This is a genomic window from Faecalibacterium sp. PGM34, assembly GCF_054456555.1.
Map to the genome: position 1 here is coordinate 142,897 of NZ_CM136898.1, position 24,477 is coordinate 167,373.

General features: G+C 57.0%; 25 protein-coding genes, 1 tRNA gene and 1 other annotated feature (1 of these 27 only partly in view). Of the genes, 11 read left to right on the plus strand and 15 right to left on the minus strand.

All coding sequences use genetic code 11. The features are described 5' to 3' along the window. Window positions 1-156, plus strand: a binding site (T-box leader) (it extends 104 nt beyond the left edge of the window). A gap of 107 nt (window positions 157-263) precedes the next feature. Further along, a complete protein-coding gene (locus ACXPUX_RS00660) occupies window positions 264-1,208 on the plus strand; it encodes a bile acid:sodium symporter family protein (RefSeq protein WP_207676288.1) in 945 nt (314 codons plus the stop codon). Between the two features lie 81 nt (window positions 1,209-1,289). Here ACXPUX_RS00660 and ACXPUX_RS00665 read toward each other — a convergent pair whose 3' ends face one another. The 6 genes from ACXPUX_RS00665 to ACXPUX_RS00690 form a co-directional block, all read right to left on the minus strand. Then, window positions 1,290-2,855, minus strand: a complete 1,566-nt coding sequence (locus ACXPUX_RS00665; RefSeq protein ID WP_458829255.1) for an MFS transporter — start codon at window positions 2,853-2,855, stop codon at window positions 1,290-1,292. Window positions 2,856-2,953: 98 nt separating this feature from the next. Beyond that, entirely contained in the window at window positions 2,954-5,980 is a 3,027-nt protein-coding gene (locus ACXPUX_RS00670) for a glycoside hydrolase family 3 protein (protein ID WP_458829256.1), read from the minus strand. Between the two features lie 112 nt (window positions 5,981-6,092). Next, a complete protein-coding gene (locus ACXPUX_RS00675; protein ID WP_458829258.1) occupies window positions 6,093-8,012 on the minus strand; it encodes a glycoside hydrolase family 2 protein in 1,920 nt (639 codons plus the stop codon). Window positions 8,013-8,274: 262 nt separating this feature from the next. Further along, window positions 8,275-9,558 (minus strand): GHKL domain-containing protein, encoded by a 1,284-nt coding sequence (locus tag ACXPUX_RS00680; protein WP_458829260.1) that lies wholly within the window; start codon window positions 9,556-9,558, stop codon window positions 8,275-8,277. Then, a complete protein-coding gene (locus ACXPUX_RS00685) occupies window positions 9,555-10,265 on the minus strand; it encodes a LytR/AlgR family response regulator transcription factor (RefSeq protein WP_458829262.1) in 711 nt (236 codons plus the stop codon). The genes ACXPUX_RS00680 and ACXPUX_RS00685 overlap by 4 nt, the downstream gene beginning before the upstream one ends. 311 nt (window positions 10,266-10,576) lie before the next feature. Next, window positions 10,577-10,653 (minus strand) — tRNA-Val (locus ACXPUX_RS00690). A 271-nt stretch (window positions 10,654-10,924) separates the two neighbouring features. Between ACXPUX_RS00690 and ACXPUX_RS00695 the strand changes: the two genes are divergently transcribed. Beyond that, on the plus strand, window positions 10,925-11,095 hold the full coding sequence (locus ACXPUX_RS00695; protein WP_458829264.1) for a FeoB-associated Cys-rich membrane protein: 171 nt from the start codon (window positions 10,925-10,927) through the stop codon (window positions 11,093-11,095). A 136-nt stretch (window positions 11,096-11,231) separates the two neighbouring features. Here ACXPUX_RS00695 and ACXPUX_RS00700 read toward each other — a convergent pair whose 3' ends face one another. Beyond that, window positions 11,232-11,525, minus strand: a complete 294-nt coding sequence (locus tag ACXPUX_RS00700) for a hypothetical protein (protein WP_249241335.1) — start codon at window positions 11,523-11,525, stop codon at window positions 11,232-11,234. After that, window positions 11,522-11,785 carry a hypothetical protein gene (locus tag ACXPUX_RS00705; RefSeq protein ID WP_015536590.1) on the minus strand — a complete coding sequence of 88 codons (264 nt, stop codon included), beginning with the start codon at window positions 11,783-11,785 and terminating at the stop codon, window positions 11,522-11,524. Before ACXPUX_RS00705 ends, ACXPUX_RS00700 begins: the two co-directional genes overlap by 4 nt. Window positions 11,786-11,977: 192 nt before the next feature. Here ACXPUX_RS00705 and ACXPUX_RS00710 point away from each other — a divergent pair, with 192 nt between their 5' ends. The 4 genes from ACXPUX_RS00710 to ACXPUX_RS00725 are packed head-to-tail and all read left to right on the plus strand — an operon-like array spanning window position 11,978 to window position 14,457. Beyond that, window positions 11,978-12,598 carry a LexA family protein gene (locus ACXPUX_RS00710; protein WP_458829267.1) on the plus strand — a complete coding sequence of 207 codons (621 nt, stop codon included), beginning with the start codon at window positions 11,978-11,980 and terminating at the stop codon, window positions 12,596-12,598. Between the two features lie 24 nt (window positions 12,599-12,622). Further along, window positions 12,623-12,841 carry an aspartate dehydrogenase gene (locus ACXPUX_RS00715; RefSeq protein WP_458829269.1) on the plus strand — a complete coding sequence of 73 codons (219 nt, stop codon included), beginning with the start codon at window positions 12,623-12,625 and terminating at the stop codon, window positions 12,839-12,841. Window positions 12,842-12,855: 14 nt separating this feature from the next. Beyond that, window positions 12,856-13,554, plus strand: coding sequence for a tRNA (N6-threonylcarbamoyladenosine(37)-N6)-methyltransferase TrmO (gene tsaA, locus ACXPUX_RS00720; protein WP_458829270.1), 699 nt, complete (start codon window positions 12,856-12,858; stop codon window positions 13,552-13,554). A 12-nt stretch (window positions 13,555-13,566) separates the two neighbouring features. Further along, window positions 13,567-14,457, plus strand: a complete 891-nt coding sequence (locus ACXPUX_RS00725; RefSeq protein ID WP_458829271.1) for a LysR family transcriptional regulator — start codon at window positions 13,567-13,569, stop codon at window positions 14,455-14,457. Between the two features lie 136 nt (window positions 14,458-14,593). Here the strand turns inward: ACXPUX_RS00725 and ACXPUX_RS00730 are convergent, their stop codons facing one another. Further along, window positions 14,594-15,709 carry an ABC transporter ATP-binding protein gene (locus ACXPUX_RS00730; RefSeq protein ID WP_349152621.1) on the minus strand — a complete coding sequence of 372 codons (1,116 nt, stop codon included), beginning with the start codon at window positions 15,707-15,709 and terminating at the stop codon, window positions 14,594-14,596. 124 nt (window positions 15,710-15,833) lie between these two features. Between ACXPUX_RS00730 and ACXPUX_RS00735 the strand changes: the two genes are divergently transcribed. Beyond that, window positions 15,834-16,679 (plus strand): helix-turn-helix domain-containing protein, encoded by an 846-nt coding sequence (locus tag ACXPUX_RS00735; RefSeq protein WP_458829273.1) that lies wholly within the window; start codon window positions 15,834-15,836, stop codon window positions 16,677-16,679. Here the strand turns inward: ACXPUX_RS00735 and ACXPUX_RS00740 are convergent. Beyond that, window positions 16,676-17,977, minus strand: coding sequence for an MATE family efflux transporter (locus tag ACXPUX_RS00740; RefSeq protein WP_458829275.1), 1,302 nt, complete (start codon window positions 17,975-17,977; stop codon window positions 16,676-16,678). The genes ACXPUX_RS00735 and ACXPUX_RS00740 overlap by 4 nt on opposite strands. A 183-nt stretch (window positions 17,978-18,160) precedes the next feature. Between ACXPUX_RS00740 and ACXPUX_RS00745 the strand changes: the two genes are divergently transcribed. After that, window positions 18,161-19,138, plus strand: coding sequence for a carbohydrate kinase family protein (locus ACXPUX_RS00745; protein ID WP_458829277.1), 978 nt, complete (start codon window positions 18,161-18,163; stop codon window positions 19,136-19,138). Window positions 19,139-19,231: 93 nt separating this feature from the next. Then, window positions 19,232-19,768, plus strand: a complete 537-nt coding sequence (locus ACXPUX_RS00750; RefSeq protein ID WP_458829279.1) for a phosphatase PAP2 family protein — start codon at window positions 19,232-19,234, stop codon at window positions 19,766-19,768. 45 nt (window positions 19,769-19,813) lie between these two features. Here the strand turns inward: ACXPUX_RS00750 and ACXPUX_RS00755 are convergent, their stop codons facing one another. The 4 genes from ACXPUX_RS00755 to ACXPUX_RS00770 form a co-directional block, all read right to left on the minus strand. Next, window positions 19,814-20,329, minus strand: coding sequence for a hypothetical protein (locus tag ACXPUX_RS00755; protein ID WP_458829281.1), 516 nt, complete (start codon window positions 20,327-20,329; stop codon window positions 19,814-19,816). 57 nt (window positions 20,330-20,386) lie between these two features. Continuing rightward, window positions 20,387-20,731, minus strand: a complete 345-nt coding sequence (locus tag ACXPUX_RS00760) for a hypothetical protein (RefSeq protein ID WP_458829283.1) — start codon at window positions 20,729-20,731, stop codon at window positions 20,387-20,389. 115 nt (window positions 20,732-20,846) lie between these two features. Next, on the minus strand, window positions 20,847-21,896 hold the full coding sequence (locus tag ACXPUX_RS00765; protein WP_458829285.1) for an alpha/beta hydrolase: 1,050 nt from the start codon (window positions 21,894-21,896) through the stop codon (window positions 20,847-20,849). Beyond that, on the minus strand, window positions 21,893-22,831 hold the full coding sequence (locus ACXPUX_RS00770; RefSeq protein ID WP_458829287.1) for a poly(ethylene terephthalate) hydrolase family protein: 939 nt from the start codon (window positions 22,829-22,831) through the stop codon (window positions 21,893-21,895). Before ACXPUX_RS00770 ends, ACXPUX_RS00765 begins: the two co-directional genes overlap by 4 nt. Before the next feature lie 112 nt (window positions 22,832-22,943). Here ACXPUX_RS00770 and ACXPUX_RS00775 point away from each other — a divergent pair, with 112 nt between their 5' ends. Next, complete coding sequence (locus ACXPUX_RS00775) at window positions 22,944-23,477, plus strand: TetR/AcrR family transcriptional regulator (protein ID WP_458829289.1); 534 nt, start codon at window positions 22,944-22,946, stop codon at window positions 23,475-23,477. A 38-nt stretch (window positions 23,478-23,515) separates the two neighbouring features. Here ACXPUX_RS00775 and ACXPUX_RS00780 read toward each other — a convergent pair whose 3' ends face one another. Further along, window positions 23,516-23,650 carry a hypothetical protein gene (locus ACXPUX_RS00780; RefSeq protein WP_458829291.1) on the minus strand — a complete coding sequence of 45 codons (135 nt, stop codon included), beginning with the start codon at window positions 23,648-23,650 and terminating at the stop codon, window positions 23,516-23,518. Between the two features lie 69 nt (window positions 23,651-23,719). Between ACXPUX_RS00780 and ACXPUX_RS00785 the strand changes: the two genes are divergently transcribed. Then, entirely contained in the window at window positions 23,720-24,121 is a 402-nt protein-coding gene (locus ACXPUX_RS00785) for a hypothetical protein (RefSeq protein ID WP_458829293.1), read from the plus strand. Window positions 24,122-24,477: the final 356 nt, after the last annotated feature.

Sequence of the window (24,477 nt, forward strand, 5' to 3'; positions counted from 1 at the left end):
TCCGGCTGAATGGGCGGTGTATGCGCCCCAGTAAGCGGGAACGGCAGGCCCCCGTTATCACGGGCCGCGCATTGTTGGATGCGCACTGAGGGGCCGGGCTTTGCACCGGCAATAAGAGTGGTACCGCAGAGGAGTTTATACGCCTTTGTCTCTTACGAACCGTAAGGGGCAAAGGCGTTTTTGTTTGCGGGAAAGCCATTTCCCGGATGTTTCATTGCCTTTACATCCGCAAAAAATAGTGTTCAAAAAAAGGAGAGTTTATCATGAAAACATTGGAAAAAGTAAGCGACTTTGTGGGCAAGTACATGGCCGCCATCGTTATTGTGGTGGCGGCACTGGCGCTGCTGTTCCCCGGCACCTTCAGCGTGGTAAAAACCGCGTGGGTCAACACCCTGCTGGGCATCGTTATGTTCGGCATGGGTCTTACCCTGAAGCCGGAGGATTTCAAGGTGGTGTTCAGCCGCCCGAAAGACGTGATCATCGGCTGCATTGCACAGTTCACCCTGATGCCCTTCCTTGCATGGGCGTTGACGCAGCTGTTCCACCTGCCCACCGAACTGGCCATCGGCGTCATTCTTGTGGGCACCTGCCCCGGCGGCACCTCCTCTAACGTGATGACCTATCTGTCCAAGGGCGATGTTGCGCTGTCCGTTGGCATGACTGCCGTTTCCACCGTGCTGGCCCCCTTCCTCACCCCGCTGCTCACCCTGCTGTATGCCGGCCAGCGCGTGGATGTGAACCCTGTAAATATGTTCCTGTCCATCGTCAAGGTGGTGCTGGTGCCCATCGCACTGGGCTTTGTGGTCAACCACTTCTTCCACGCCTTCACCCAGAACGCCGTCCGCGTGCTGCCGCTGATCTCCACCACTGCCATCGTGCTCATCATCTGCGCTGTTGTGTCCGCAAACTCTGCTAAGATCATGACCAGCGGCCTGCTGATCCTTGCCGTGGTCATCCTGCACAACCTGCTGGGCTACCTCACCGGCTTCGGCGTGGGCAAGCTGCTGAAGCTGGATTCCACCAAGTGCCGCGCGATCTCCATTGAGGTCGGCATGCAGAACTCCGGTCTGGCCACCTCTCTGGCCGCTGCCCACTTTGCACAGTATCCGCTGGCAACCATCCCCGGCGCCGTGTTCTCGGTGTGGCATAACATTTCCGGTGCCGTCCTCGCCAACTTCTTTGCCCGCACCGCAGAGAAGAAAGACTGATCTTATATAATAATAAGGGGCTGCTGCACAAGGTTTCTTCCCTGTGCAGCAGCCCCTGTTTTGTTTATCGCAGGCAGCGCCTCAGCTCCGGTATTCCTCCGGCAGCTGCTCCATGGTCTGCCACTTGTCCATGGCTTCTTCCAGCTTCATGCCCTTGGCCACTGCATCGCGGCGGCAGGCGTTGACAGCCTGGATCTCCTTCATCTTGGCACCGGTCAGGGTGTAGCCCTTCATAGCGATGAGGGTCGCCGCCCAAGCCACCATGGGGATGATGCAGAACAGCACGATGACCACCCAGTTCATGCCCGGGGTGTAGGGGTCATACTGGGTGGGCAGGCTCTGCAGGCCCACAAAGCTGACCGCAATGCCCACAACGGTAGCGGAAAGGCTGGACACCAGCTTGTCCACCAGGCTGAACAGGGTGCCCATGATGCCGGGGATGTAGTTGCCGCTGCGGTAGGTCTCGTAGTCGGAGCAGTCGGCAACCATGGGGATGGGCATATCGGCGGTGGCGTAGTACGCACCGTAGCCAATGCCGAAGAAGGCGATGAACAGGATGGTGTACAGATTCAGGGACAGTCCGTTCTCCCCCAGAATGGACAGGGTGAAGGCATCGCCGCGGCCCCAGAGCAGCAGCAGCACCAGCACGCCCACATAGCACACCAGCGCCACGGTGACGTACTTCATCAGGCTGGCCTTCTGACCCTCTTTCTGGCTGGTGCGGACGGTGAGCAGGAAGAAGGGCACACTAAACACATAGCCCAGCACCATCATGGGCAGGTACAGGCCGTCGTAGTTGCCCATCATGCAGCCGTACAGCATACACAGCACGGTGGTGTTGGTGGCGATGGAAAGTGCCAGCTTGCAGCCCGCACCGGCCACCATCAGCCGCTGCATGGGGTTATTGTTCTTGATGATCTGGAGGTACTCGCGCAGCTTGACCTTCTCGCTGACCTCGCCGCCGATGCCAAAGTACTTGGGCTGATCCTTCTCCCAGATGCCGATGACGGCCAGCAGGGTGAGCAGAATAGAGATGACGATGCCCACGGGAGCCAGCGTGCGGAAGAACCCGGCAGAAGCGTAGCCGCCCTCATAATTCTTGGCAAGGATGGGGGCAAAGAACTGCATGGCACCCATGCCCAGCAGGCTGCCCACGGTGTTGAAGATGGTGAACAGCGGACGCTGCTTCGGATCATTGGTCAAAACGGTCTGGCCGGAGCGGGTGCAGCTGGTCTGAAAGGTATAGCCGATGACCCACACGGCGTACAGCCCCACAAAGGCGGCGTAGCGCAGCCCCATGGCGCTGGCGGGGATGAGCGGGGTAAGGCAGTACAGCACCAGAATGCTGGCTGCCATGATCAGGTTGCCAATGACCATAAAAGGCCGGAACTTGCCGAACTTGCCGTTGGTGCGGTCCATGAGGGCACCGATGATGGGGTCGGTGATGGCGTCAAACAGACGCATTCCGGTGACCATCACCGAGGCAAACAGCATGCTCAGCGCCAGCACCTTACTGCCGAAGGTAGCGATGTAGGAAAGCACCAGCACATAGTACACATTCGTTGCGCCATTGTTCAGCGGGAACAGCACCAGCTGGTAGGTTTTGGCGCGGTTCACACTCGACGCCGTCGTTTTTTGTTCGCCCATTGCGGTCTCTCCTTTTGTCTTTGATAAAAAAGCGGCAGCCTGCCCCGCCTTCGGGGCAGGCTGCCGCTTGCGAAAATCTGATTTTTCGGAGGGCTGGATTATTCCTGATCTTCCGCCGGGGCAGTCAGAGCCTTTGCCGCCTTGCGTGCCTTGATGCGCTTGATCAGCATAAAGATGCTGACAGCCACCAGAACGCCCAGCACCACATCAGCGCAGATCAGTGCGGTCTTCCACCAAGGTGTAACGGATACGATCTTGGTCTCTGCGGTGACGCCGTTCATGGCGTTGGAGTTGGCCACCGTGTACAGGATGCGATGGGTGGACTCACGCATGGCCTGCGTGATATCGGCATCGCCCTTATACAGCTTCAGCAGCTCGTCAGTCCACTGCTGAGCGCTGGAGTCCCAGCTGTTGGTACCGGCCAGCAGACCCTGTGCAACGTCAAAGCTCTTCATCGTGATACCGTAGTTGGCAAACATGGCGTTGCCGGAGAAGTCGGTCAGGTTGAAGCCGGTCATGCCCCACTCGCCGCGCAGAATATTGGTCTGCAGACCCTTGTGCGCGCCGGACCAGATACCACCAATGCGGGCAAAGGAGTTCATGACACACTTGGCATCACCCTCGGTAACTGCCATCTCAAAGCTCTTGAGGTACAGTTCACGGATCGCCTGCTCACTGGCAAAAGTTGCAATGCAGCGGCAGCGGCTCTCGGTATCGTTCAGCGCAAAGTGCTTGATGTAGACATACACGCCCTTGGACTGGATGCCCTCTACCTCGGCTGCTGCGATCTTGCCGGAGAGGAAGGGATCCTCAGAGTAATACTCGAAGTTGCGGCCGGAGTAAGCAGTGCGGTGGATATTCATAGCAGGGCCGTACAGGCCGGAAGCGCCCAGGTCCAGCATATCATTGCCGATGCAGATACCCACTTCCTTCATCAGATTCACATTGAAGGTGGCGGCCATGATGTTTTCATCGCTGTAAGCAGCATGACAGGTGGCCACACCGGTCAGGGTCTGGGTAAAGCCCTGCGGGCCGTTATCATCGGTAGTGGCAGGCTTGGAAACGCTCTGTACCATAGCGGTGTTGTGATATCCCTTGCCCACCAGCTCGGCCATTTCCTCATAGGTGACCTGATCCAGCAGCTTGTCCCAATCCGGGTCGTCGTAATCCTTGCCGATCATCATGCCCAGCGTCATGCCGTTGTCGGCACCCATAGTGGGCATCTCGGTGGTAGAGCCATCAATGCCCTTGTAGCTCTGATACGGGTTGATATCCGCCAGCAAGGCATCGTTGGCCTCAATGGCGATCTTCTCCGGCCAGGTGCCGGTCCAGTTGGCACGGGTGAGCATATTCATCTCGTCATAACCGTAGTAGGTCATGTCGGCAGAATCCAGCTGGTTGGTAATTTTCTCGCCGGTAGCGGCAGAGATGGAGTAGGTCTCGGTATCGGTCACACCGTTGGTGTAGGTGTAGGTGAAAGCGGCATCGCCGTTGGCAGTCATGCCGTTGGCAGTGGTGTAGCCCTTGGCAGCCAGAACATTGTTCACAGCATCGTGGGCATTGCGGGCGGCGGTCAGGTAGTAATCACCGGCCTCCAGAATATAGGTCTGTGCCACATTCTCATCGTAGCAGGCCAGCTCGCTGCGGGGCACGTTGATGGTAACAGTCTCGCTTTCGCCGGGGGCCAGCAGCTGGGTCTTGCCAAAACCGCACAGCTCCACAGAAGCCTTCTCGATGCCGTTTGCCTTATCGTACTCGGTATAGGGGGACTGGAAGTAAGCCTGCACCACTTCCTTGCCTGCCACAGAGCCGGTGTTCTTCACATCCACGCTGATGTTGAAGCTGTCGGTAGCTGCATCGTAGGAGGACTGGAAGTTGGACCAGTCAAAGGTGGTGTAGCTCATGCCGTAGCCAAAGGGATAGGCCACGGTGGAGGCATAGTCGTACTCGCCCACGTTCTGGGTGCCCATGACCACATCCTCGTAGCGGGTCTCGTAGTAACGGTAGCCCACATAGATGCCTTCCTGATAGGTGGTGTAGTAACCGTTGCCGTCCAGACCGCCGTTTGCAACAGAATACCACTTGCTGGTATCCTTCTCGTCATAGTTGGTGTACTGGTTTGCATAGTAGTCCACCAGACCGGGTGCGGTGGTGTTGTCGTAGCAGTAGGTGTCCACCAGATGGCCGCTGGGGTTCACATTGCCGGCCAGAATATCTGCCACGGCATTCAGGCCGTAAGAGCCGGTGTAGCCGATCCACAGAGCGGCGTCCACGCCGTACTCGGGATCATTGAGGAAATCGCACTCCATGGCGTTGGTGGAGTTGATCAGCACGATGGTGCGTGCAAACTCCTCCTTGGCCATCTTCAGCATATCCTTTTCTTCGTTGGTCAGGGACAGCACATTGGTGCCATCCACAAAATCGCCGTACTCCAGATCAGCACCCTCACCGGCCACACGGGAGAGCATCACGATCGCAGCATCGCCGTAGGAGGCAAAGCTGGAGCGCACATCGATGATGTTTGCACCGGCTGCCACATCCGTAGCCTTGGCGTTCGCGGTGTACAGGGAGATGGGCACTTCATTGATATGCCATGCAGAGCGGTCGCCCAGACTGGTACCCTTGCTGGGAGAGCGGACATAGTCCTTGCCTGCACCGTTGGTGTAGAAGTCCCACAGCACGGGGTTCACCTCAAAGCCAACAGCTTCCAGAGCCTCTTTCCATGTAGGCGCGTTAGAGGTGTCAATATCGGCAGAGCCGGTACCGCAGGTCACAACGTCCACGCTGGAATGGCTGAGCGTAGACACCTTACTGCCCGCAGCCAGAGGCAGCGTGTTGTTATCGTTTTTCAGCAGTACAGCACCCTCACCGGTAAGCTGCTCTGCAATTTCCTTATCGTGTGCTTCCAGCTCTTCCACACTGCTGAAATCACTCTCGTAATACACGGCACTGTCGTCCTTGCCCACGGTCTTGTGGGTGGGGGTCTTCAGTGCAATGTTCACGGCCTGTGCACTGGCAAATGCCAGGTTGGAACCGATGCAGGCACCGGCGAACAGTACCGTGAAAAGCACCGTAAGGATGCTCCACAGTACAACGCCAGAGCCTTTCTTCTTGCCCTTCTTCATGTTGTTCTCCTTTTCTTGTGTGTGTCAGCAATAGCCGCAGGCTTTTTTATGGCCGCTGTGGCGCAGCCATTTTCCAAAGTGTGGCAGTTTATTCCAAGGTGTGGACCGGCACTCAGACCCAGTTCGCACTCTTCGACTTGGTTTTTACCAGCTTGTAGCTGGGGTTCGGGGCCGCCACGCTGCGGAAACAGGCGGTGTCGATGCAGTCGCCTGCAACGGCTTTCAGCTCTACCTTTCCGTGCAGCGGCACGCGGAACTTGAAGATATGCTCCCCGGTCTGCTCTGCCAGCTTTTTACCGTCCGCATACAGGGTAACGGATTTCTGGTTGGAGTAGACCTTGACCTCGATTTCCTTCTCAGTGCGGTCGGTGAACCGCTTGGAGCAGATGTGGACGAAGTTCTCCTCGCTCCACCATGCTTTATAGAGGTAAAAGCTGTCCTTTTTGGTCTTTCGGTCAAAGGTGACCAGACCCTTGTGGTTCATGCCCGGCTCGCCGCCCTGATCCCGGGCGTCGGCTGCAAAGTCGAACATATTCCAGACGTGGGTCGCCCACAGCCACGGGTGGCGGTCGAAGCACTTCAGCATGTACTCGTGGTACTTGGCCTGATACTCCTCGGTGTGGTCGCCCCGGCGGGGGTGGGCACTGTGGAGGTTGGGCATCCCCTCGGCACCGTACTCAGAAAAGCCCAAGGGACGGTTGGGGTATACCAGATGGAAAAAATCCATCCACAGGTCATTCAAAAACAGCCCCGGCACATACCAGCCCAGATACAGGTTCCAGCTCACCAGATCGGTGATGTGCGCCACCGGGTTGAAGGGGCCGCACATGGCGTAGCAGGCCAGTGTAGTCAGACGGGTTGGGTCCATCTTGTGGCACAACTCGTTGAGCACCCGGTGGTTATCCAGCATATCCGCCTTGTCCTTGGTGGAGATGGTGATCTCGTTGGACACGCCCCAGCAGACGATGGAGGGGTGGTTGTAGTTCTGGTGGATCAGCTCTTTCATCTGGCTGATGGTATTCTCCCGGCCGTTGGGCAGATGCTCGGAGATATAGGGGATCTCTGCCCAGACCACCATGCCGTACCGGTCGCACAGGTCGTAGAAATACTGGTCGTGCTGGTAGTGCGCCAAGCGGACGGTGTTTGCACCCAGCTCCCGGATCAGCGCCATGTCCTCATCGTGCATCTCCCGGGTGATGGCATTGCCCAGACCCTTGCGGTCCTGATGGCGGGAAACGCCGTGGAGGGGGTAGGGCTTGCCGTTGAGGAAAAAGCCCTTCTTTGCATCCACCGAGAAACTGCGCAGACCCACCTTGGTGGTCACTTCGTCCACCGGCTTGCCGTCCTGCATCAGACGAACCACACAGGTGTACAGGTAGGGGTCCTTTACGCCATTCCACAGGTGGGGAGCATCCAGATGGAGGGAAGCATTTTCGCTCTCACCTTTTGCAACCAAGTTACCCTCGGCGTCCAGCAGCTCCACCGCAACGGTGCCCTCGCCTTCCACCAGCGTTTCCACCTGAATGTCGGCGCTGCCCTCTTTCAGGGCGGGGGTGATCTTCACACCGGTATCGCCAAAGTGTCCCAGCGCAATGTGGTTTTTGTTCACCACCAGCAGGCTCACATCCCGGTAGATGCCGCCGTAGAAGGTAAAGTCTGCTTTCTGGGGATAAACGCGGTCGTTGACGCTGTTGTCTACCTGCACCGTGAGCTGGTTTTCTGCCTGCAGCAGCTCCGTGACCTCTGCCCGGAAGGTGGAGTAGCCGCCGTCATGGGTGCAGAGCTGCTGACCGTTCAGCAGCACAGCAGCGCTGGCGTTGACACCCTCAAATTGCAGCCAGACCTGCTGCTGTGCCGGGTCAAAGGCCGGTGCTGCAAAGCTGGTGCGGTAGGTGCAGGTACCCCGCCAGTAATCGTTACCGCCATCCTGACCGTCTTGGGCGTTCCAGGTGTGGGGCAGTGCTACGGCAGCGGTCACGCCGTCCGGGCCGGTAAACTGCCAGTCCTTCATAAGCTTTGCAATACTGCGCATTCGATTCCTCCTGTTTTTCGCTGTACTCCGGTAATTTTTCCGTGCATTTTTCTTTCGTTGTTATTTTATCAAAGCGACCGCATTTCGCAAGATGCCCGCGAAAATCGGTCGTTTTGCGTGCGCATTCGGTTTTTTGCTTCCAAATGTAAACCAATATATTTGTATATTTTTCACAAGCAGATGTATCTAACACGCCGTAAAAAGAAAGCCGCCGCAGGACTTCCGTTTTCGGAAATTCTGCGGCGGCTGCCGGTTTCTTAACTTATTTTTGCAGCGGGAAGATGATCTTTTCCGCAAAGAATTCGCCCTGCTCTTCCAGGGTCAGCGTGCCTTTATACTTCTGCACGATACGCCGGATCACCTTCAGCTCGTATTGTGCGGAGCGGTTTGCCTGCTTTTCCGGCGGGCGCAGCGGGCTGATGATATTCGCCACCACAAAGCCCTGCCGCACACAGACCAGCAGGTCAATGACACGGCACTCCGGGCGGGCAGTCTGCACCGCGCTTTCCACGGCATGATCCAGTGCATTGGCAAACAGCGCGTACAGATCCCCTGCCTCGATAAAACCCAGACAGCTGCCGTTTGCCACGGCATTCAGCTGGATGCCCCGGGACTCGCACAGCAGGCTCTTCTCGGTCAGCACCACATCCAGCACCTCGTTGCCGGTGTTGCAGTTCGCATCATAAAGGCGGGCTGCGCGCTCGGCCTCCTCGATGCGCTCTTGCGGCACCGCTTCGGGCGACAGCTTGCGGAGATCGGCGATCTGCACCTTCAGTTCATGGCAGCGCTTGTTGATGATCTGCACATTCTGCCGGGCGACCTGATACTGCTGACGCTGGCGCTCGTACAACAGGTTCAGGGCATTCATCTCTTTTTCCATGGCAGATTTCTTGAACAGCTCTGTCTGGAAATACAATAATGTAAGAAAATAGAGCTGTCCGGTAACCAGCGTAGCCACCAGACTGGGCGGCCATGAATCGATAGAGGTATCGCTTAAAACCGCTGCCTGCACCATAAACAGGCTCCCAATAAAAAATGAACTGAACAACTGCCGGGGCCCGATATGGTATTCCCCCTTATAGGGAAGCTGCCGGGCAGGCAGTGCATACACCACCCCAAAGAACACCGTCCCGGACAGCAGCTGTACCAGAACCGCCCAAGGGGAAGTCATATTCAGCGGGTGTCCATGCCGGGAAAAATACAGTTCCAGAAAGCACCAGCCCTCGTAGGCGCACTGCGCGATGAGCAGGCTCCACACCGCGCAGTACATCGCACCTTTTTTATTGATAACCGTACACAGGTAGATCATCCCGGCCAGCAGCACAAAAAAGGAAATATAAAGCACCAGCAGCAAAAGCTGCTGCTGCCACAGTGTTGTGGACTGTGCCAGCGGATCCAGCAGCTGTGCCAGTAAAAGCAGCGGGAACAGCATCCCACAGGCACGCGCCCAGAAATGGGAGCGATGCCGTAAAGGCAGGCAAAAGACCAGCGCCGCGCCCCAGCGCAGCAGCGCCCGGAGCAGGCTGTTCAGCAGGGATGTTGTCACAGCACACCTCCCATATAGGACGCCACTGCGGTAAGAAAGGCCGTGCGCTGCCGTCGGCTGATCTCAAGTCGGTCGTCTTTCACAAGGGCAAAGTCACTTTCAACGCCCTTGACGTAGGCCAGGTTGACCAGATAGCACTGGTTGCAGCGGACAAAGTGGTACTCGGCAAGCTGCTTTTCGGCGCTTTGCAGGCTGGCGCGCACCGCAAATTCTCCTTTGGCGGTGTGGTAGTACAGCATCCGGCTGCGGGTCTCCAGATAATAGATATCCGCAGTGTCCAGCAGCTGGATGCCGCCGCCCGCCAGCTGCAGCACCACCTGCCCGCCTCTGCGCCGCTGCACCCGCTGGATGGCGCGGGAGAGCTTTGTGCAGAACTGATAATAATTCACCGGTTTCAGCACATAATCCAGCGCGTCCACCTCGTACCCCCGGATGGCGTACTGCGCCATGTTGGTCACAAAGACCAGCACCACCTCCGCGTCCACCGCCCGGATGGCTTCGGCAGCGGCAAAACCGTCCAGCCGGGGCATCTCCACATCCATAAAAATGATGTCGAACCCCGGCGTATAGTGCTCTGCAATCTCGGAGCCGTCCGCAATGAGGCTGATCTCCACCTGTAACCCCTGCTCCTCGGCATATTGCCGAACGAACCGATTCAGGCATTCCCGCGTTTCCTCCTGATCTTCCACGATCGCGATTCTGAACATCCTGCACCCACCTTCTCTCTGCGTCTGATCGCCGTATCACTCTTTTTATTGAAACATACTTTTCTGTGAAATGCAATGGAAAACCTTTGTTTGAAACGAGGTTGTTTTTAGACGCCCGTCTTGTAGGGGCGGCCAAGTTCGCACAAAGCAAGCTTCCTTCTGCAAAGCAAAAAGGCAGGATACCACTATCATAGTGATACCCTGCCTTTGCTCGTTTACCGTTCCGATTAGTTCTTCCGCAGAACCTCCGATAAACAAAAAACGTACCCGAACCCTTTTTCGTAAAGAATCGGGTTCGAGTACGAACTGTATGGTGGAGAATTAGGGACTCGAACCCCAGACCCCCTGCGTGTGATGCAGGTGCTCTAACCAGCTGAGCTAATCCTCCATATTCGCTTGTGTTGTGCGCTCCGAACTGGAACGTGATTATTATAGCACGGCCTTTGCCGAAATGCAAGCCCTAATTTGAAATTATTTTACTTTTTTCGAAACACTTTCCTTCCCAGCAAAAACGCCATGCCGGGTGCCGGGCGTGCAACATTACCGCCGGGCAGCTGCACCGGCTGCGCCCTGCACAAAAAATGTGCGGCAGGCTGTTGCTCTTTGCCTGCAAATCGTGTATACTTGGGGGCAGAAAGCTGCATAAGAGAAATCGAGGGATGAATATGCTGACACTTCGCGGGATCATCACGCTGGTAATATTGGCTGTGCTGTTTGCGCTGGCCGTGGTCTGGATCTCCAGACAGGGCGGCTGGAAGGGCGAGGGCTGCAACGGCAACTGCGCTTCCTGCCACAGCCATTGCGAGGACCCGAACGCCAAGAAGAAATAACCCAAACAGGGCTGCTGCACGAAATACGGTGCAACAGCCCTGTTTTATCCCGCTATTGCTGCGGAAAAATGATTATAATTTGTGCCCAAGAAACGTCCGCAGACCTTTCTTGGGCACTTTTCACTGTTGTTTCCGTTCAGAACGCACCGCGCTGGGCGGCATAGACGGCGATGGTGCTCAAAAGATCCTGCAGCGCCTTCTGGTAGGTAGTGCGGCCGATGTGCAGCTGCTCTAAGATCTCGTCCTCCGGGCGCTGCTCAAAGAAACGCATCCGCAGCAGATCTGCCCGCATGGGGTCGTGCACCTGATAGTAGTCGATTCCCTCATCAATGGCGCTTTGCCAGCGGCGGTTTTCCGGCGTGCGTGCCCAGTGGCGCTCGCCGTACTTGCGCAGGGCGTTCCGGGTCAAGTCGCGTTGTTCCTGCGTCACTGGCGCTTCCCCCTTTTGGGCAGTTCCAGCGTTGCACTGCGCGAGAACCGGTTCTCGGCATCGAAAAAGCAGGCGTCCCGCTCGGCCATCGTCAGGCCCAGCATGGTGGAAAGCCGCTCGGCTTCGTCCAGCTTGAACTGAGTCTCGCCCAGCAGCTTGTGCCGCAGGGTGTTGCTGCTGATGTGCAGCACACTGGCCACATATTGCAGCTTGTAGCCACTGTCTTGGATGTAAGTGTAGATCAGGTTTGTGTTTGCCATGGCTTTGCTCCTTTTTTGTAGTTCATCGCATTTGCAACAATCATTGGTTGTATTATACTTTGTTGTTGATTAACTGTCAACCTATAATTTCCAAAACGCTCGTCAATTGTTGATTTTCAGGAAATTTTCTGCTATACTCAAAGCAGAAAGCCGCGTTTCACGCTACAACCCATAGTTTTCAGGAGAACCGCCATGTCCGATCTATCTACCCGTGTCCGTCTGCGCCGGGAGCAGCTGGGCCTTTCGCAGCAGGAGCTTGCCCGGCGCATGGGCTACCGCTCCCGTTCCTCCATCACCAAGCTGGAAAAAGGCATCAACGACCTACCTCAGTCCAAAGTAGAGGAGCTGGCGCAGGCTTTGGAGACCACCCCCGCCGCCCTGCTGGGGCTGGACACGCCCTGCGCCTGCCCCCCGGGCTTTGAGCCTCTGCCCGCCATGGTGCAGGTACCGCTGATCGGCTCCATCGCCTGCGGCACCCCCATCACCGCCGAGCAGAATATCGAGTGCTATATCGGGGTGCCCGCTGCGTGGCACGCAGATTTTGCCCTGACCTGCCACGGCGACAGTATGTCTCCCACGATCTGCAACGGGGATATCGTCTGCATCCGCTGCCAGCCCGAGGTGGAGCAGGGTGAGATCGCCGCCGTGCGGGTGGGCGAGGAAGCCACCCTCAAGCACTTCCACCGGCAGGGCGATGCTGTGATGCTGCTGGCGGATAACGCCGCCGTCTGCCCGCCCATGTTCTACGCCGGAGAGCAGCTTTCGGAGCTGCACATTGAGGGTAAAGCCGTGGGGCTTTGCCGCGGCCTATAAGATAAGGAGAGAAAGGAGCAGCCCGTGTTCGGCAAAAAGAAAGCGTTCCCCGCTTACGACTCCGCCACCCAGAAGCCGGTGCTGCGGTGCAGCATCTGCACTGGGGAGCAGGTGGCCGGGTTTCAGGATCTGCACACCGGCCATTTTACCGAGGTGCAACTGATCCGCAGCCCGCAGGAATTGCAGTCCTTTCGCAGCCGGTACGGCATCCCCGCCGACTGCCCTATTGAAAAGATTTATTGAGCAAGGAGTTCATCATGCAGCAGGCACCCGAAGCCATGACCCTGAAGGTCATTGCCCATATCCACACCGCCTTTCCCACCAAGTTCGGCATCCCGCGCCAGAGCGGGCTGGTAGAAGAGCTGCGGGGCGAGATCCTCTTTACCCCGGAATACCGCAACCCCGACGCCCTGCGCGGGCTGGAGGATTTCAGCCACATCTGGCTGGTGTGGCAGTTTTCCGGTGCAGTGCGGGAAAGCTGGTCCCCCACCGTGCGCCCGCCGCGCCTTGGCGGCAACACCCGTGTGGGTGTGTTCGCCACCCGGTCGCCCTTCCGGCCGAACCCTCTGGGGCTTTCCAGCGTAAAGCTGGAAGCCATTGAGCAGCGCCCGGACGTGGGGCCGGTGCTCATCGTGCGCGGTGCCGACCTGATGGACGGCACCCCCATCTACGATATCAAGCCCTACATCCCCTACGCGGACTGCCACCCGGATGCCGCCGAGGGCTTTACCGGGCAGACCCGCACCCACCATCTGGAGGTGTCCTGCCCGGAAGCGCTGTGGCAGACCGTACCGGAGGCCGACCGCGCCGCTTTGCAGGGCGTGCTTGCCAGTGACCCCCGCCCCTCCTATCAGCACGACCCGCAGCGGGTATACGGCATGGAGTTTGCCGGGCTGGAAGTGCATTTTACCGTGGACGGTGCTCAGCTCACCGTGCGGGACATCACCCTATTATAAAAGGAGCCGTTCATGGAACTGCGGACTGTCAATACCTTTCTGCACATCGCCGAGCTGCACAGCTTTTCCCGCACCGCGCGGCAGCTGGGCTACTCGCAGTCGGCGGTGTCCTCCCAAATCGCACAGCTGGAAGCCGAGCTGGGCACCCCGCTGTTTGACCGCGTGGGCAAAACGGTACGTCTGACCGATGCCGGGCAGACCTTTTTAGGCTACGCCCGCACCCTGCTGGAAACTGCCCAGCAGGCGCAGGCCGCCTTGCAGCCCGCCCAGCAGGTGCGGGGCAGCCTGCGCATCGCGCTGGCAGATTCCGTGTGCAGCACCTTTTTGCCGGGGCTGTTGCAGCGCTACCACGCCCGCTGCCCGCAGGTGGAGCTGGTGCTGCACACCGCCAGCTCGGACGAGATGCTGCAATTGCTGAGCACCAATCAGGTAGACCTTGTCTACACGCTGAACCAGCCCCTTTTGCAGCCCGCGCTGGTGCTGGCTGCGGACGTGCCGGAGCCGGTGTGCTTCATTGCACCGCCGCAGCATCCGCTTGCGCAGGAAAACGCGCTCCCGCTGGACATTCTGCCCCGGCAGGAGTTTCTGCTTACCGAGCGGGGCATGAGCTACCGGGACGCGCTGGACCAGTGCATGGCGGCGCACGGCCTTGCCATCCATCCCTATCTGGAACTGGGCAGCGCCGCGCTGCTGTGCCAGATGGTAGAACAGGGCATGGGACTTTCCTTTTTGCCGGAGTACATCGTGCGCAGCGCACTGGCCGAGGGGCGTCTGGCGCGGCTGAACGTGCCGGACTGCACCGTCATGATGCACCGGCAGCTGTTCTACCACCGCGATAAATGGGTGACCCCCCAGATGAACGTATTCATCGAGCTGGTGCGGCAGGGCGCACAGATAAAATGATGGGGTTCAGAAACGCCTGCGGGCGTTTCTGAACCCCATTTTCACGGGAGGGTTTTCCAAAACGAAAAACCGCCGAAGGTTTCCCTTCGGCGGTCTCTCGTATGATAGGAGGATCAAAAATGATCTTTGCTAAGTCTTAGTTCAGGATGGTCTGCTCGGTCTCGATGTCGAACAGGTGCACCTTATGGGGATCGAATGCAACGCGGACGGTGTCTCCGTTGCGCGCCTTGGAGGTGGGAGCAACACGAGCGGTCATCTTGTTGCCCTTGTACTCCAGGTACAGGTAGATCTCAGCGCCCATCATTTCGGAAACATCAACCTGAGCATCCAGCTGGCAGTCGGTGTGCTTTGCCATAAACTCGGGCTCGTCATCGATATCCTCGGGACGGATGCCCATCTTGATCTTCTTGCCAACGTAGGAATCCAGCTTGCCGTCGGCGGTCTTTTCCTTGGGCAGGGGGATCACGTCGCCGCCCAGGTCAACACCGTACAACTCGCCCTTCTTGATCAGGGTGCCGTCCAGGAAGTTCATCTGAGGGCTGCCGATGAAGCCAGCAACGAACATATTGCAGGGCATATCGTACAGGTTCTGCGGAGTATCGACCTGCTGGATGATGCCGTCCTTCATAACCACGATACGGTCGCCCATGGTCATAGCCTCGGTCTGGTCGTGGGTAACGTAGATGAAGGTGGTAGCCAGCTTCTTGTGCAGCTTGATGATCTCGGTGCGCATGGAGGTACGCAGCTTAGCATCCAGGTTGGACAGGGGCTCGTCCAGCAGGAAGACTGCCGGGTTACGAACCATTGCACGGCCCAGAGCAACACGCTGACGCTGACCACCGGACAGAGCCTTGGGCTTGCGGTCCAGCAGGTGCTCGATCTCCAGGATCTTAGCAGCCTCGTGCACGCGCTTGTCGATCTCGTCCTTCGGGGTCTTGCGCAGCTCCAGACCGAAAGCGATGTTCTTGTAAACGGTCATGTGGGGGTACAGAGCGTAGCTCTGGAACACCATGGCGATATCACGATCCTTCGGGGGAACGTCGTTGATCAGACGGCCGCCGATGTACATCTCGCCCTTGGAGATCTCCTCCAGACCGGCGATCATACGCAGGGTGGTGGACTTGCCGCAGCCAGAGGGGCCGACGAAGATGATGAACTCCTTATCCTGGATCTCCAGGTTGAAGTCGGTAACAGACGGGGCAGTTGCGCCCGGATAGATCTTGTAGATGTGCTGGCAGCTAATGGAAGCCATAATCGTTATCCTCCGTAAATATTTGGTGTTTCACGCCCTTGACGGCGTGTTGTTTCGTTGGTACTATAATAACAGATAATTTTGTGATATAAAATAGCATTTTATTGATTAGAGGTGTCAGATATTGCTGTTTGACTGGAACACCATCGCCGCACCGGCTGCACTGCTGGACGTGCAGCTTTCCGCGCCCCGCACCCTGAGCGGCGAGGGGCTGTGGGTCTGCCTTGTTTCCAGCGGCAGATGCACGGCTTCCCTGCCCGGGGCATCGGCTGCGCCCGCCGGCGCTGTGCTGGTGCTGCCGCCGCAGTCCGCTGCGGCGGGGCACCTGATTTTAAGCCGTGCCCCGCTCACCCTGACCCCGGAGGACAGCTGCCACCTGTTGTGCGTCCAGCTGACCGGGCAGGCCAGCGCACAGTTTTTGAACGGCCTGCAGGAGCTGCCCTACCTTGCCAAGGGCGAGACCTGTCCTGCCGCCGCCGAGCTGATGGGACGGCTTGCCGAGGAAAAGCCCACCCACAGCCGCGCCCGCAGCCAGCTGGTCTTTGCCCTGCTGTGCGAGCTGGCGGATGCCGACAGCGCCGCGCCCGCCCTGCCGCCGCTGGTGCAGGCCGCTATTGAGGATATCCGCGCAAACTACGCCGGGCTGTACGGCGTGGAGGAGCTTAGCGAGCGGCTGGGCGTCTCCAAAAGCCATCTGGTGCGCACCTTTACCGCCGCCGTGGGCGTGCCGCCGGGCAAGTACCTGACCACCGTGCGCATCGAGGCCGCGCAGCGGCTGCTGCTGCACAGGGAGTACACACTGGATGTGGTGGCCAGCCTGTGCGGCTTTTCCGGGGCGAACTACCTGTGCCGGGTATTCAAAAAAGAAACCGGCCAGTCCCCTGCACAATGGCGGGCACTGACCGGTCGCGCCGCACAGGCCGGGCTTACGCCCGAGGAGACCATGCGGGAACAGGAGATGTATATTTAAGCGTTTTCGCTCTCTTTTCTGCGCAGCAGAAACAGGGTCAGCAGGGCGGTGAGCAGCTCCGAAGCCGGGAAGGCCGCCCATACGCCCGGCATCCCGAACACCGCGCTCAGCACCAGCGAGCAGGCCACAATGGCCACCATGCCGCGGCAGATGGAGGTGATGGAGGCCTCTGCCGGGCGGTTCACCGCGCTCAGATAGCCCGCCGCCATGATGTTGAAGCCCGCAAAGAAGTAGCCCACAAAGTACATCCGCATCCCGGTGTGGGCGTACTGCGTCATCTGCACCGAGTTTTCGCTGTTGAACCAGCTTACAAGGGGATCGGTCAGCCCGAACACCGCAGCGTACAGCACCGCCGCCAGCACCAGCACGGTGCCGCTGCCCAACAGCAGCAGCTTCCGCGCTCCGGCGTGGTCGTTTTGACCATAGCAGCGGCTCACCAGCGGCTGTGCGCCCTGCGCCACACCGTTGAAGATGGCGGTAGCCACCAGCGCAAAGTTTGCCACCACGCCGTAGGCTGCTACGCCCACGTTGCCCGCCAGACCCAGCAGCAGAAAGTTGAACACCGTGGTGGTCACGCCGGAGGAAAGCTCACCCACAAAGCCGGAGATGCCCAGCTGACAGCTCTGCCCCAGCAGCCGTGCCGAGGGCATCTGCCGCACGAATTGCAGGGTGTTCTCCTTTTTAAAGAAGTGGCGGCTGCAAATGGCGATGCTGATAATGGGCGACACCGCCGTTGCCAGCGCCGCACCGGCCAAGCCCAGCCCCAAGGGGAACATAAAGATATAGTCGAACACCACGTTGAACAGACTGCCGCTCAGGGTCGCTACCATGGCAAGGGAGGGGTCGCCGTCGTTGCGGATAAAGGCCGAAACGATGTAGTTGCACATAAAAAACGGGGTGAACAGCAAAAAGATGCGGGCGTAGGGGATGCCCAGTGCCACAATGCCCGCATCGCCGCCCATGAACCGCAGCAGCGTCCCGGGCGCAAAGACACCCGCCAGCATCCACGGGATGGACGCCAGCACGGCGCACAGGATGGCGTTGGAAAAATACCGCTGTCCCCGGGCATCGTTCTGCGCCTTGGCAATGGCGTAGCGGGTGGCCGAGCCCAGCGCGATCATGGAGCCAATGGCAAAAATAAAGTTGTAGATGGGCAGGCAGAGGTTAAGCAGAGTAATGCCGTCTGTACCGGCGGCCTGCGCAATAAAATAGGTATCGGCCAGAATATAGAACGAGGTGCCCAGCAGACCAAAAATATTCTGCGAGACATATTTAAAGAACTGTTTTGTCAGATCCATACATTTTTTCCTTTTCCTGTTGTTGCATACGTCTGGAAATTGTAGCATATCTGCCGCCGCAAGTCAACCGCAAAACCCGCCCATTACCGTATAAAAGAAGCAGTTGCGCACAGCGCCCTGCGGGTGTATACTGTACACTGCCGCAGCTTGTAGCACACCTGAATGCAGAAAGGAAGAAGCCCTATGTCCGACAGGATCTTATTTTCCATCGGCGAAGCGCTAATCGATATGATCCCCTCCCGGGTGGGGTGCAGCTTTGACGAAGTGCCCGCCTTCAGCCCCCGGGTGGGCGGTGCCCCGGCCAATGTCTGCGCCGCCGTTGCCCGGCTGGGCGGCCGCAGTGCGCTGCTGAGCCAGCTGGGCGATGACCCCTTTGGCCACAAAATTGCCCGGGTGCTGGCCGGATGCGGCGTAGAGCTCTCCCATCTGGAATTTACCGGCAAAGCCAGCACCGCGCTGGCCTTTGTCAGCTTAGCAGAAAACGGCCAGCGCACCTTCAGCTTCTGCCGCAAGCCCTCCGCAGACCTGCTGTATACCCCAGAGCAGATCGACCCGGGCTGGTTTTCGCAGGCCTTTGCCCTGCATTTTTGCAGCGTCTCACTGGTGGACAGCCCCATGCGCTACGCCCATCTGGCTGCCATCACTGCCGCACGGGAGGCGGGCGCCATCCTCAGCTTCGACCCCAATCTCCGCTTCCCCCTCTGGCCGGACCGGGAGCAGCTGCACCAGACCGTGTGGCAGTTTCTCCCCCTGACCCATATCCTGAAGCTTTCGGACGAGGAGCTGCCCTTCCTCACCGGCACCGAGGATATTGAAGCCGCGCTGCCCGCACTTTTTACCGGAGATGTGCAGCTGGTGCTGTACACCTGCGGCGGCAAGGGTGCCCGCGCCTATACCCGCACCGCCAGTGCCCGCGCCCGCAGTCCCAAGGTGACGGCGGTGGACACCACCGGCGCAGGGGACGGCTTTATCGGCTCGTTCCTGTGGCAGCTGCAGCGGGACGGCGTGACCGCCGCTGAGCTACCAAAGCTTTCCCGCAAACGCCTGACCGAGTATCTGACCTTTTCCAACCGCTTCTGCGCCCTCAGCGTGCAGCACCACGGTGCGCTCGACAGCTACCCCACTTTGGAGCAGATGAAAGCGGAGTATCCCCTGCCCTGAAGGCAAATTTACCGCACATTTTGTATTTTTCAACATTTATATGCTATATTGTATAAAAAGTCCGCTCTTTCACCACCCAAAAAGGAGGAACCCATGCCCTTTGAGTTTGCTTTTCTGGACTGGCTGTACCAGTTCCGCAACCCGGTAATGAACGCGATCTCCATCTTTTTTGATTACGCCGGAGCCCACGGCGAGATCTGGATCGCGTTCACCCTGCTGCTTCTGCTCTTCCGGCGCACCCGCAAAGCGGGCTTTGCCATGGCAGTGGCGCTGGTGCTGTACATGGCGGCAGGGCACTTCTTCCTCAAGCCGCTGTTCGCCCGCCCCCGCCCCTGCGATATGAACACCACCATCACCATGCTGGTGGCGCGACCGCACGGGCACTCCTTCCCCTCCGGGCACACTGCCTCCGGGGTGGCGGCAGCCTACGCGCTCTGGCTGCAAAACCGGAAGCTGGGCGCGCCCGCGCTGGTGCTGGCAGCCTTTATCGCCTTTACCCGGCTGTACCTCTATGTGCACTTTCCTACCGATGTCCTCGGCGGCGCAGTGCTGGGCATCGTGCTGGGCACTGCGGCCTCCGCGATTGCAAACTATATGGCAAATCGCAAGAAGAAACAACAAATTGTATAAGAAAAGGTCGCTGCACGCATTTTGTGCAGTGACCTTTTTGCTCTATTATTCTGCCGGGAGCTGTACCTTCCGGTTCTGTGCCGGATCCCAGCACACCAGCTCCAGCCGACTGCCCGCAGGCAGGGCGGTATCCGGCTTTGCCGCCTGCCAGCAGCGCTTGAGCGCCGCAGCGGCTGTGGCATCCTCTGCGCCGGGCAGCTCGGTGCACAGCACCGTGCCCTGCCAGCCGTTTTCCGTGTACAGGCTCAGTGCGCCCGCCTTGCCGTCCAGAATGGCGGTGATGTCCTGCTGCAGCTGCGCGTAGCCCTCGGCGGTGGCGGCGTACTCGCCGTGCCACTTTTCAAAAAACACCGAAAACTCCCCGCACAGCTCAATCAGCAGGTCCTCTGTGCCGGAGGGGCTTTGCACCACCAGTGCCAGATCCTGCTCTTCCATGTAGTCAAAGTCCGGGTCGTCCCATGTGTGCACGGTGACCTGCTGTCGGCTGAGCAGCATCAGCAGCTCCCCCTGCTTTTCAGCGGTATCAAAATCGCCCTGCGGGCTGTTCCAATCTGTGTTCATCGGTGTTCCTCCGTTTATCAAAAGTTCGATGGTCGTAAAATAACCATCCGCTGCAAATTATCTCGCTCTGTGCGCTGCTGTCTTGGACAATGCGCATACCGTCTCGACACGATCCTTATTGTCCAAACTCAATTCAAGGTCATGGTCGATGATAGGCAGCTTGAACCGGACGGACTTCAGCCACTGTCCGTTAGGCTGGCGTTCCGGGTAGATCTGCACCTCATCGATCAAAATCTCCACCAGTCTGCGGCGTTCCGCCTCGGTCATGGTGGCATAGAGCTTGTCGAAGCAAATCAGGATCTTATAGATGTTGTCGCCTGTGATTTTGTCGGCTTCAATGGCCTGCTTCTTTGCCCGGGCATCCATCAGTCCATTTTCCACCTCTTCGATTTTATCGTACATCTTATAAAGGCGGTCGTCAAGGTCGGATTTTCGGTTGGGTCAATGGCATTCCTCCTTCAGCTTTTATATTGGAAGTTTGCTCAAGGTTGGGCCCAATGATGGAAAGCCTGGCAGATTATGATTGAATTGTTTCTTGCTTCAGGAAAGTCATCATTCGGTCAAATGCATCTTTTGCAACCCCATCGGTTCTTTCCCCTGAGACAAAACAGTGCGGCACCGGTATACTGCATTCTGCCAACGGGTCGATTAGAATATGTTTTACACCGGCTTCTTTAAGCGTATCATGGAGTTTGCGCATGTCGGCATAATACTCGCCCCCGAGCAGGACGCAGGGGATATAGTCTTCTGTTACCGACAAGATATTGTTGTATTTTTTGATTTCTTCTTTGCTCAGGAAGATGGAGCCCTTTACATAGTTTCCGACCAACAACTTTGTACCCAGCGAGAATTGCTCGTAGTCCAACGGCGCATCATCGATAACCAGCGCCTTCACCTGTCCCGGTTCCAAAGCAGGATTAATCCCAAGCAAGGCGGCATATTCCGGATTTGTCAGGACGCTCCCCAGCTGGCTTGTAATAATCGCCCCTGCGGAAGACCCCATAATCACCACACGATCCATATCCAGATGGTATTCTTCGGCGTGATCCATTAGAAAACGGAAGGCCTCATTTGCTTGTAGAACCGGTGTCGGAAAGTGGTACTCTGGAACCAGAGCGTAGTCGATATTTACAAGGTTAAACCCTTCCGCGCAAATATCGTCCAGCAGCGCAGTGGCATCCCCCTCAGCCAGGGGGTCCCCGTCACACTTGCTGCCGCCAAAAAATCCTCCTCCGTGAAAGTAAATAAAGGTCGGACGATCGGTCTCAAGATTTTTATCGGGGTAGGTAATATCCAAAAAACTATTCGGATACTCCTCGGCGTAATGGATTTCGGTAATAATAAACTGTCCGTTGTCTTTTGTTGCCTGGACCGGATCCCGCAGGGGCTCATAGAGGTTCTTTGTATTCACAATTCCTTGTGACAGATTTTGAATTGCTCCTACAATGATTTGTGTATCCGTCATCAGACGGAAGAACAAGCCGGCCGTTAAAACCACCACAACGCAAACAGCCATCCCAATAACTTTTACTACTCTGTGTTTTTTTCTGAGTTTCATTATGCTCATTGATTTTTCTCCACGTCCTGCCAATTGATGTTATGCAGGATCTCCGCATCCTCTCCTGCAAAGGCCTTTGCAGCTTCCGTATCCCCCATGAGCTGGTAAAGCATCCACGCTGTCATGTACCCATCGCTGCGCGCAAAGATCTCCCCGTGTTCTGCACCCACGGCCCTTGCAAGGACTTTGAAGCAGTGATCCGAAAGCAGCTGGTAGCTTTCCTGCATGGCGGCCAGCGGCGAAACTCCCCCGAATTCTTTCTCATAATCGTTTACTCCTCTATCATCGGATGTTCCGGTTCCCGCCACCATAAAATAGGGAATCTTGACTTTCGTCAAATCGTAGTGCCATCCTAAATTTTCAGAAAGGAAGGGATAGGCGGCGCTCCCCGTAAAAATTGCCTTGTAGGCAGACCCGTTTTCGTATTCTGTTGCGGCCGCCAATGCACCCGCGCCTCCCTGGGAGAAGCCCACAAGACCGATCTTGTTCGTGTCAAGTTTCCCATAGAGTATGTGATCCTCCGGCAGATGCAGCAGATAGTCCAATGTAAGAGAAGTTGTCTCTCCGGTCCCCGTTTGAGGATCTTCGTTTCCTACCACCACAAATCCCCACGAGGCAAGGCGCTGAAACCATGCCTCATACTTAGCAGCCGGCGTACCGCTGGCATTGACCACAAGAATCACGGGATATTGTTTCTCCGTTTTCTCAAGTTCCGCAGGATACCAAAAGCGATACTTTTGAATCGCTTTGTTCTCTAACGGGAAGTCGGCACTGGCTACCTCATAAGAGCCAAGCTGGGAATACTTTTGCTCCAGCGGAGCCGCAGAAGCAAAAGATGCATAGTAATCAGGTGCCAGCACAGCGTTTTTTGATGCGATCCCTTTGATACTGAGACCTGTGAGCATTGCGATGATTGCGAATGAAATAATTCCAAATAGTTTCATGGTTTAATCTGCTCCTTCTTGACAATTAGGTGAAACAACTGTATCATAAAAGACAAGTTGAAACAAGTGTTTCAGCAAAAATGGAACAAAGCGAAGAGGTTTGTATCATCTCATGAACCGAAACAACGAACAAAAGAACACCTATGTAAAAAAGCAGATCACCCTTGCTCTGCTGGAGCTTTTGAAGGAAAAACCACTGGTTGATATTTCAATCAGCGAACTGACACAGAAGGCCCAGATTGGACGCGTTTCTTTTTATCGCAACTATCAAACCAAGGAAGATATTCTCAGAGAAGAATCCGACCGACTGCTCAAAGAATGGGGGAAACTTTATGAGGAAAATCCCGCATCTTCACCGGGTACTCTGTTTCCCTCCCTCTTTGATTTCTATCGGGAACACAAAGATTTTTATACCATTCTATACCAGGCCGGAATGACCTCAATCCTGCAGGAAACCATCCTGAACACCTCGCAAATTACTTCCGAAATGTCCAATCCGGAAGCTTACATGAAGTCCTTTTGGGCATATGGAATCTATGGCTGGATGATTGAATGGATTAAACGAGGCATGCCGGAATCCGGCGATGAACTGACTCGATTATTCATCCTTGCAGAGCACTCATCGGGAACGCATCAAGGCCAATAACAGCGGCAGGGCCTCTAGTCGGAGGCCCTGCCGCTGTTTCATTTGTCATTTATGTTTTTGACCTGTTCCACCGCTTCCTGCTGCACCAGCAGCCCCGCTGAAAAGCCAACCTTGAAGTGGCACTCGTTCTCCTCGCTTTGGGCGATGGAAGCCTGATTCTGAAGTTCTTCCACCAGGTCGTAATCTTTCTTTGTCAGTCTTTCCTCCAGCTGATCTGTGAGAAGTACGATGCGGAAACCGATGTGGAAATGCGTACCTTGCAGGTGGGGCAGCTCGTAGAGGACGAATACTTTGGCCGTACGATCTATGAAGAGCTGTCTGCGATTCTGAAGGATATCCTCACCGCCCATATTACAGACGACACCACATCGGACGGTTCTGCCATCGAGCGGGTACGGCAATCCATCGAAAGCGCAAAATCTTTTGAAGGTTCCGCAGAGGAACAGCAGCTTCGGGCACTGTGCAAACAGGTCGGCAAGGACTTCGATTCCCTGAACAAAGCGGACGTAGCAGCTACCATGCGTATTCTGCGGGAACTGACCCCCACGACTACACAGCAGGGGCGTGCCGTGCGAAAGAGCATGGACAAACAACTGCGCGAAAAAACGCACCGGAAACGGCAAAGTGGAATCGTGTCAAATTGACACAATTCCTCCCGGAAAGGAAAAACGCTACTGCGGCAGGACGGGGGAACGTACACCATTGGTTCCTCTGCAAGCCTGCGCTGGGTGGGCGGAGACTGTCAATAGCAACGCCCATCTGCACATCCTTCTGCCGCAGAATAAGTGCTTGCCGGAGCCTCTCGCAGCCCCTTTTCCGCATCAGCCGGAACCAAGGTGTAACACACTAGACTTTGCAAGCAAAGTCGTGTGCCAAAGGGCGCTGCTCTCGCCTGTCGGCTCGGTCAAGCGCTTCAAAATGCAACGCATTTTGAGGTCGCCACTGGCGACCCGCGCCCCTTTGGAAACCCAGCTATAGAAACAGCCCGGGCAGTCACAAT

What these genes read in the sequence shown, in the direction of transcription:
- ACXPUX_RS00660 (WP_207676288.1), top strand. Translation starts at nt 264, where the DNA reads ATGAAAACATTGGAAAAAGTAAGCGACTTTGTGGGCAAGTACATGGCC.
- ACXPUX_RS00665 (WP_458829255.1), bottom strand. Translation starts at nt 2,855, where the DNA reads ATGGGCGAACAAAAAACGACGGCGTCGAGTGTGAACCGCGCCAAAACC.
- ACXPUX_RS00670 (WP_458829256.1), bottom strand. Translation starts at nt 5,980, where the DNA reads ATGAAGAAGGGCAAGAAGAAAGGCTCTGGCGTTGTACTGTGGAGCATC.
- ACXPUX_RS00675 (WP_458829258.1), bottom strand. Translation starts at nt 8,012, where the DNA reads ATGCGCAGTATTGCAAAGCTTATGAAGGACTGGCAGTTTACCGGCCCG.
- ACXPUX_RS00685 (WP_458829262.1), bottom strand. Translation starts at nt 10,265, where the DNA reads ATGTTCAGAATCGCGATCGTGGAAGATCAGGAGGAAACGCGGGAATGC.
- ACXPUX_RS00695 (WP_458829264.1), top strand. Translation starts at nt 10,925, where the DNA reads ATGAATATGCTGACACTTCGCGGGATCATCACGCTGGTAATATTGGCT.
- ACXPUX_RS00705 (WP_015536590.1), bottom strand. Translation starts at nt 11,785, where the DNA reads ATGGCAAACACAAACCTGATCTACACTTACATCCAAGACAGTGGCTAC.
- ACXPUX_RS00710 (WP_458829267.1), top strand. Translation starts at nt 11,978, where the DNA reads ATGTCCGATCTATCTACCCGTGTCCGTCTGCGCCGGGAGCAGCTGGGC.
- tsaA (WP_458829270.1), top strand. Translation starts at nt 12,856, where the DNA reads ATGCAGCAGGCACCCGAAGCCATGACCCTGAAGGTCATTGCCCATATC.
- ACXPUX_RS00725 (WP_458829271.1), top strand. Translation starts at nt 13,567, where the DNA reads ATGGAACTGCGGACTGTCAATACCTTTCTGCACATCGCCGAGCTGCAC.
- ACXPUX_RS00730 (WP_349152621.1), bottom strand. Translation starts at nt 15,709, where the DNA reads ATGGCTTCCATTAGCTGCCAGCACATCTACAAGATCTATCCGGGCGCA.
- ACXPUX_RS00740 (WP_458829275.1), bottom strand. Translation starts at nt 17,977, where the DNA reads ATGGATCTGACAAAACAGTTCTTTAAATATGTCTCGCAGAATATTTTT.
- ACXPUX_RS00745 (WP_458829277.1), top strand. Translation starts at nt 18,161, where the DNA reads ATGTCCGACAGGATCTTATTTTCCATCGGCGAAGCGCTAATCGATATG.
- ACXPUX_RS00750 (WP_458829279.1), top strand. Translation starts at nt 19,232, where the DNA reads ATGCCCTTTGAGTTTGCTTTTCTGGACTGGCTGTACCAGTTCCGCAAC.
- ACXPUX_RS00755 (WP_458829281.1), bottom strand. Translation starts at nt 20,329, where the DNA reads ATGAACACAGATTGGAACAGCCCGCAGGGCGATTTTGATACCGCTGAA.
- ACXPUX_RS00760 (WP_458829283.1), bottom strand. Translation starts at nt 20,731, where the DNA reads ATGTACGATAAAATCGAAGAGGTGGAAAATGGACTGATGGATGCCCGG.
- ACXPUX_RS00765 (WP_458829285.1), bottom strand. Translation starts at nt 21,896, where the DNA reads ATGAGCATAATGAAACTCAGAAAAAAACACAGAGTAGTAAAAGTTATT.
- ACXPUX_RS00770 (WP_458829287.1), bottom strand. Translation starts at nt 22,831, where the DNA reads ATGAAACTATTTGGAATTATTTCATTCGCAATCATCGCAATGCTCACA.
- ACXPUX_RS00775 (WP_458829289.1), top strand. Translation starts at nt 22,944, where the DNA reads ATGAACCGAAACAACGAACAAAAGAACACCTATGTAAAAAAGCAGATC.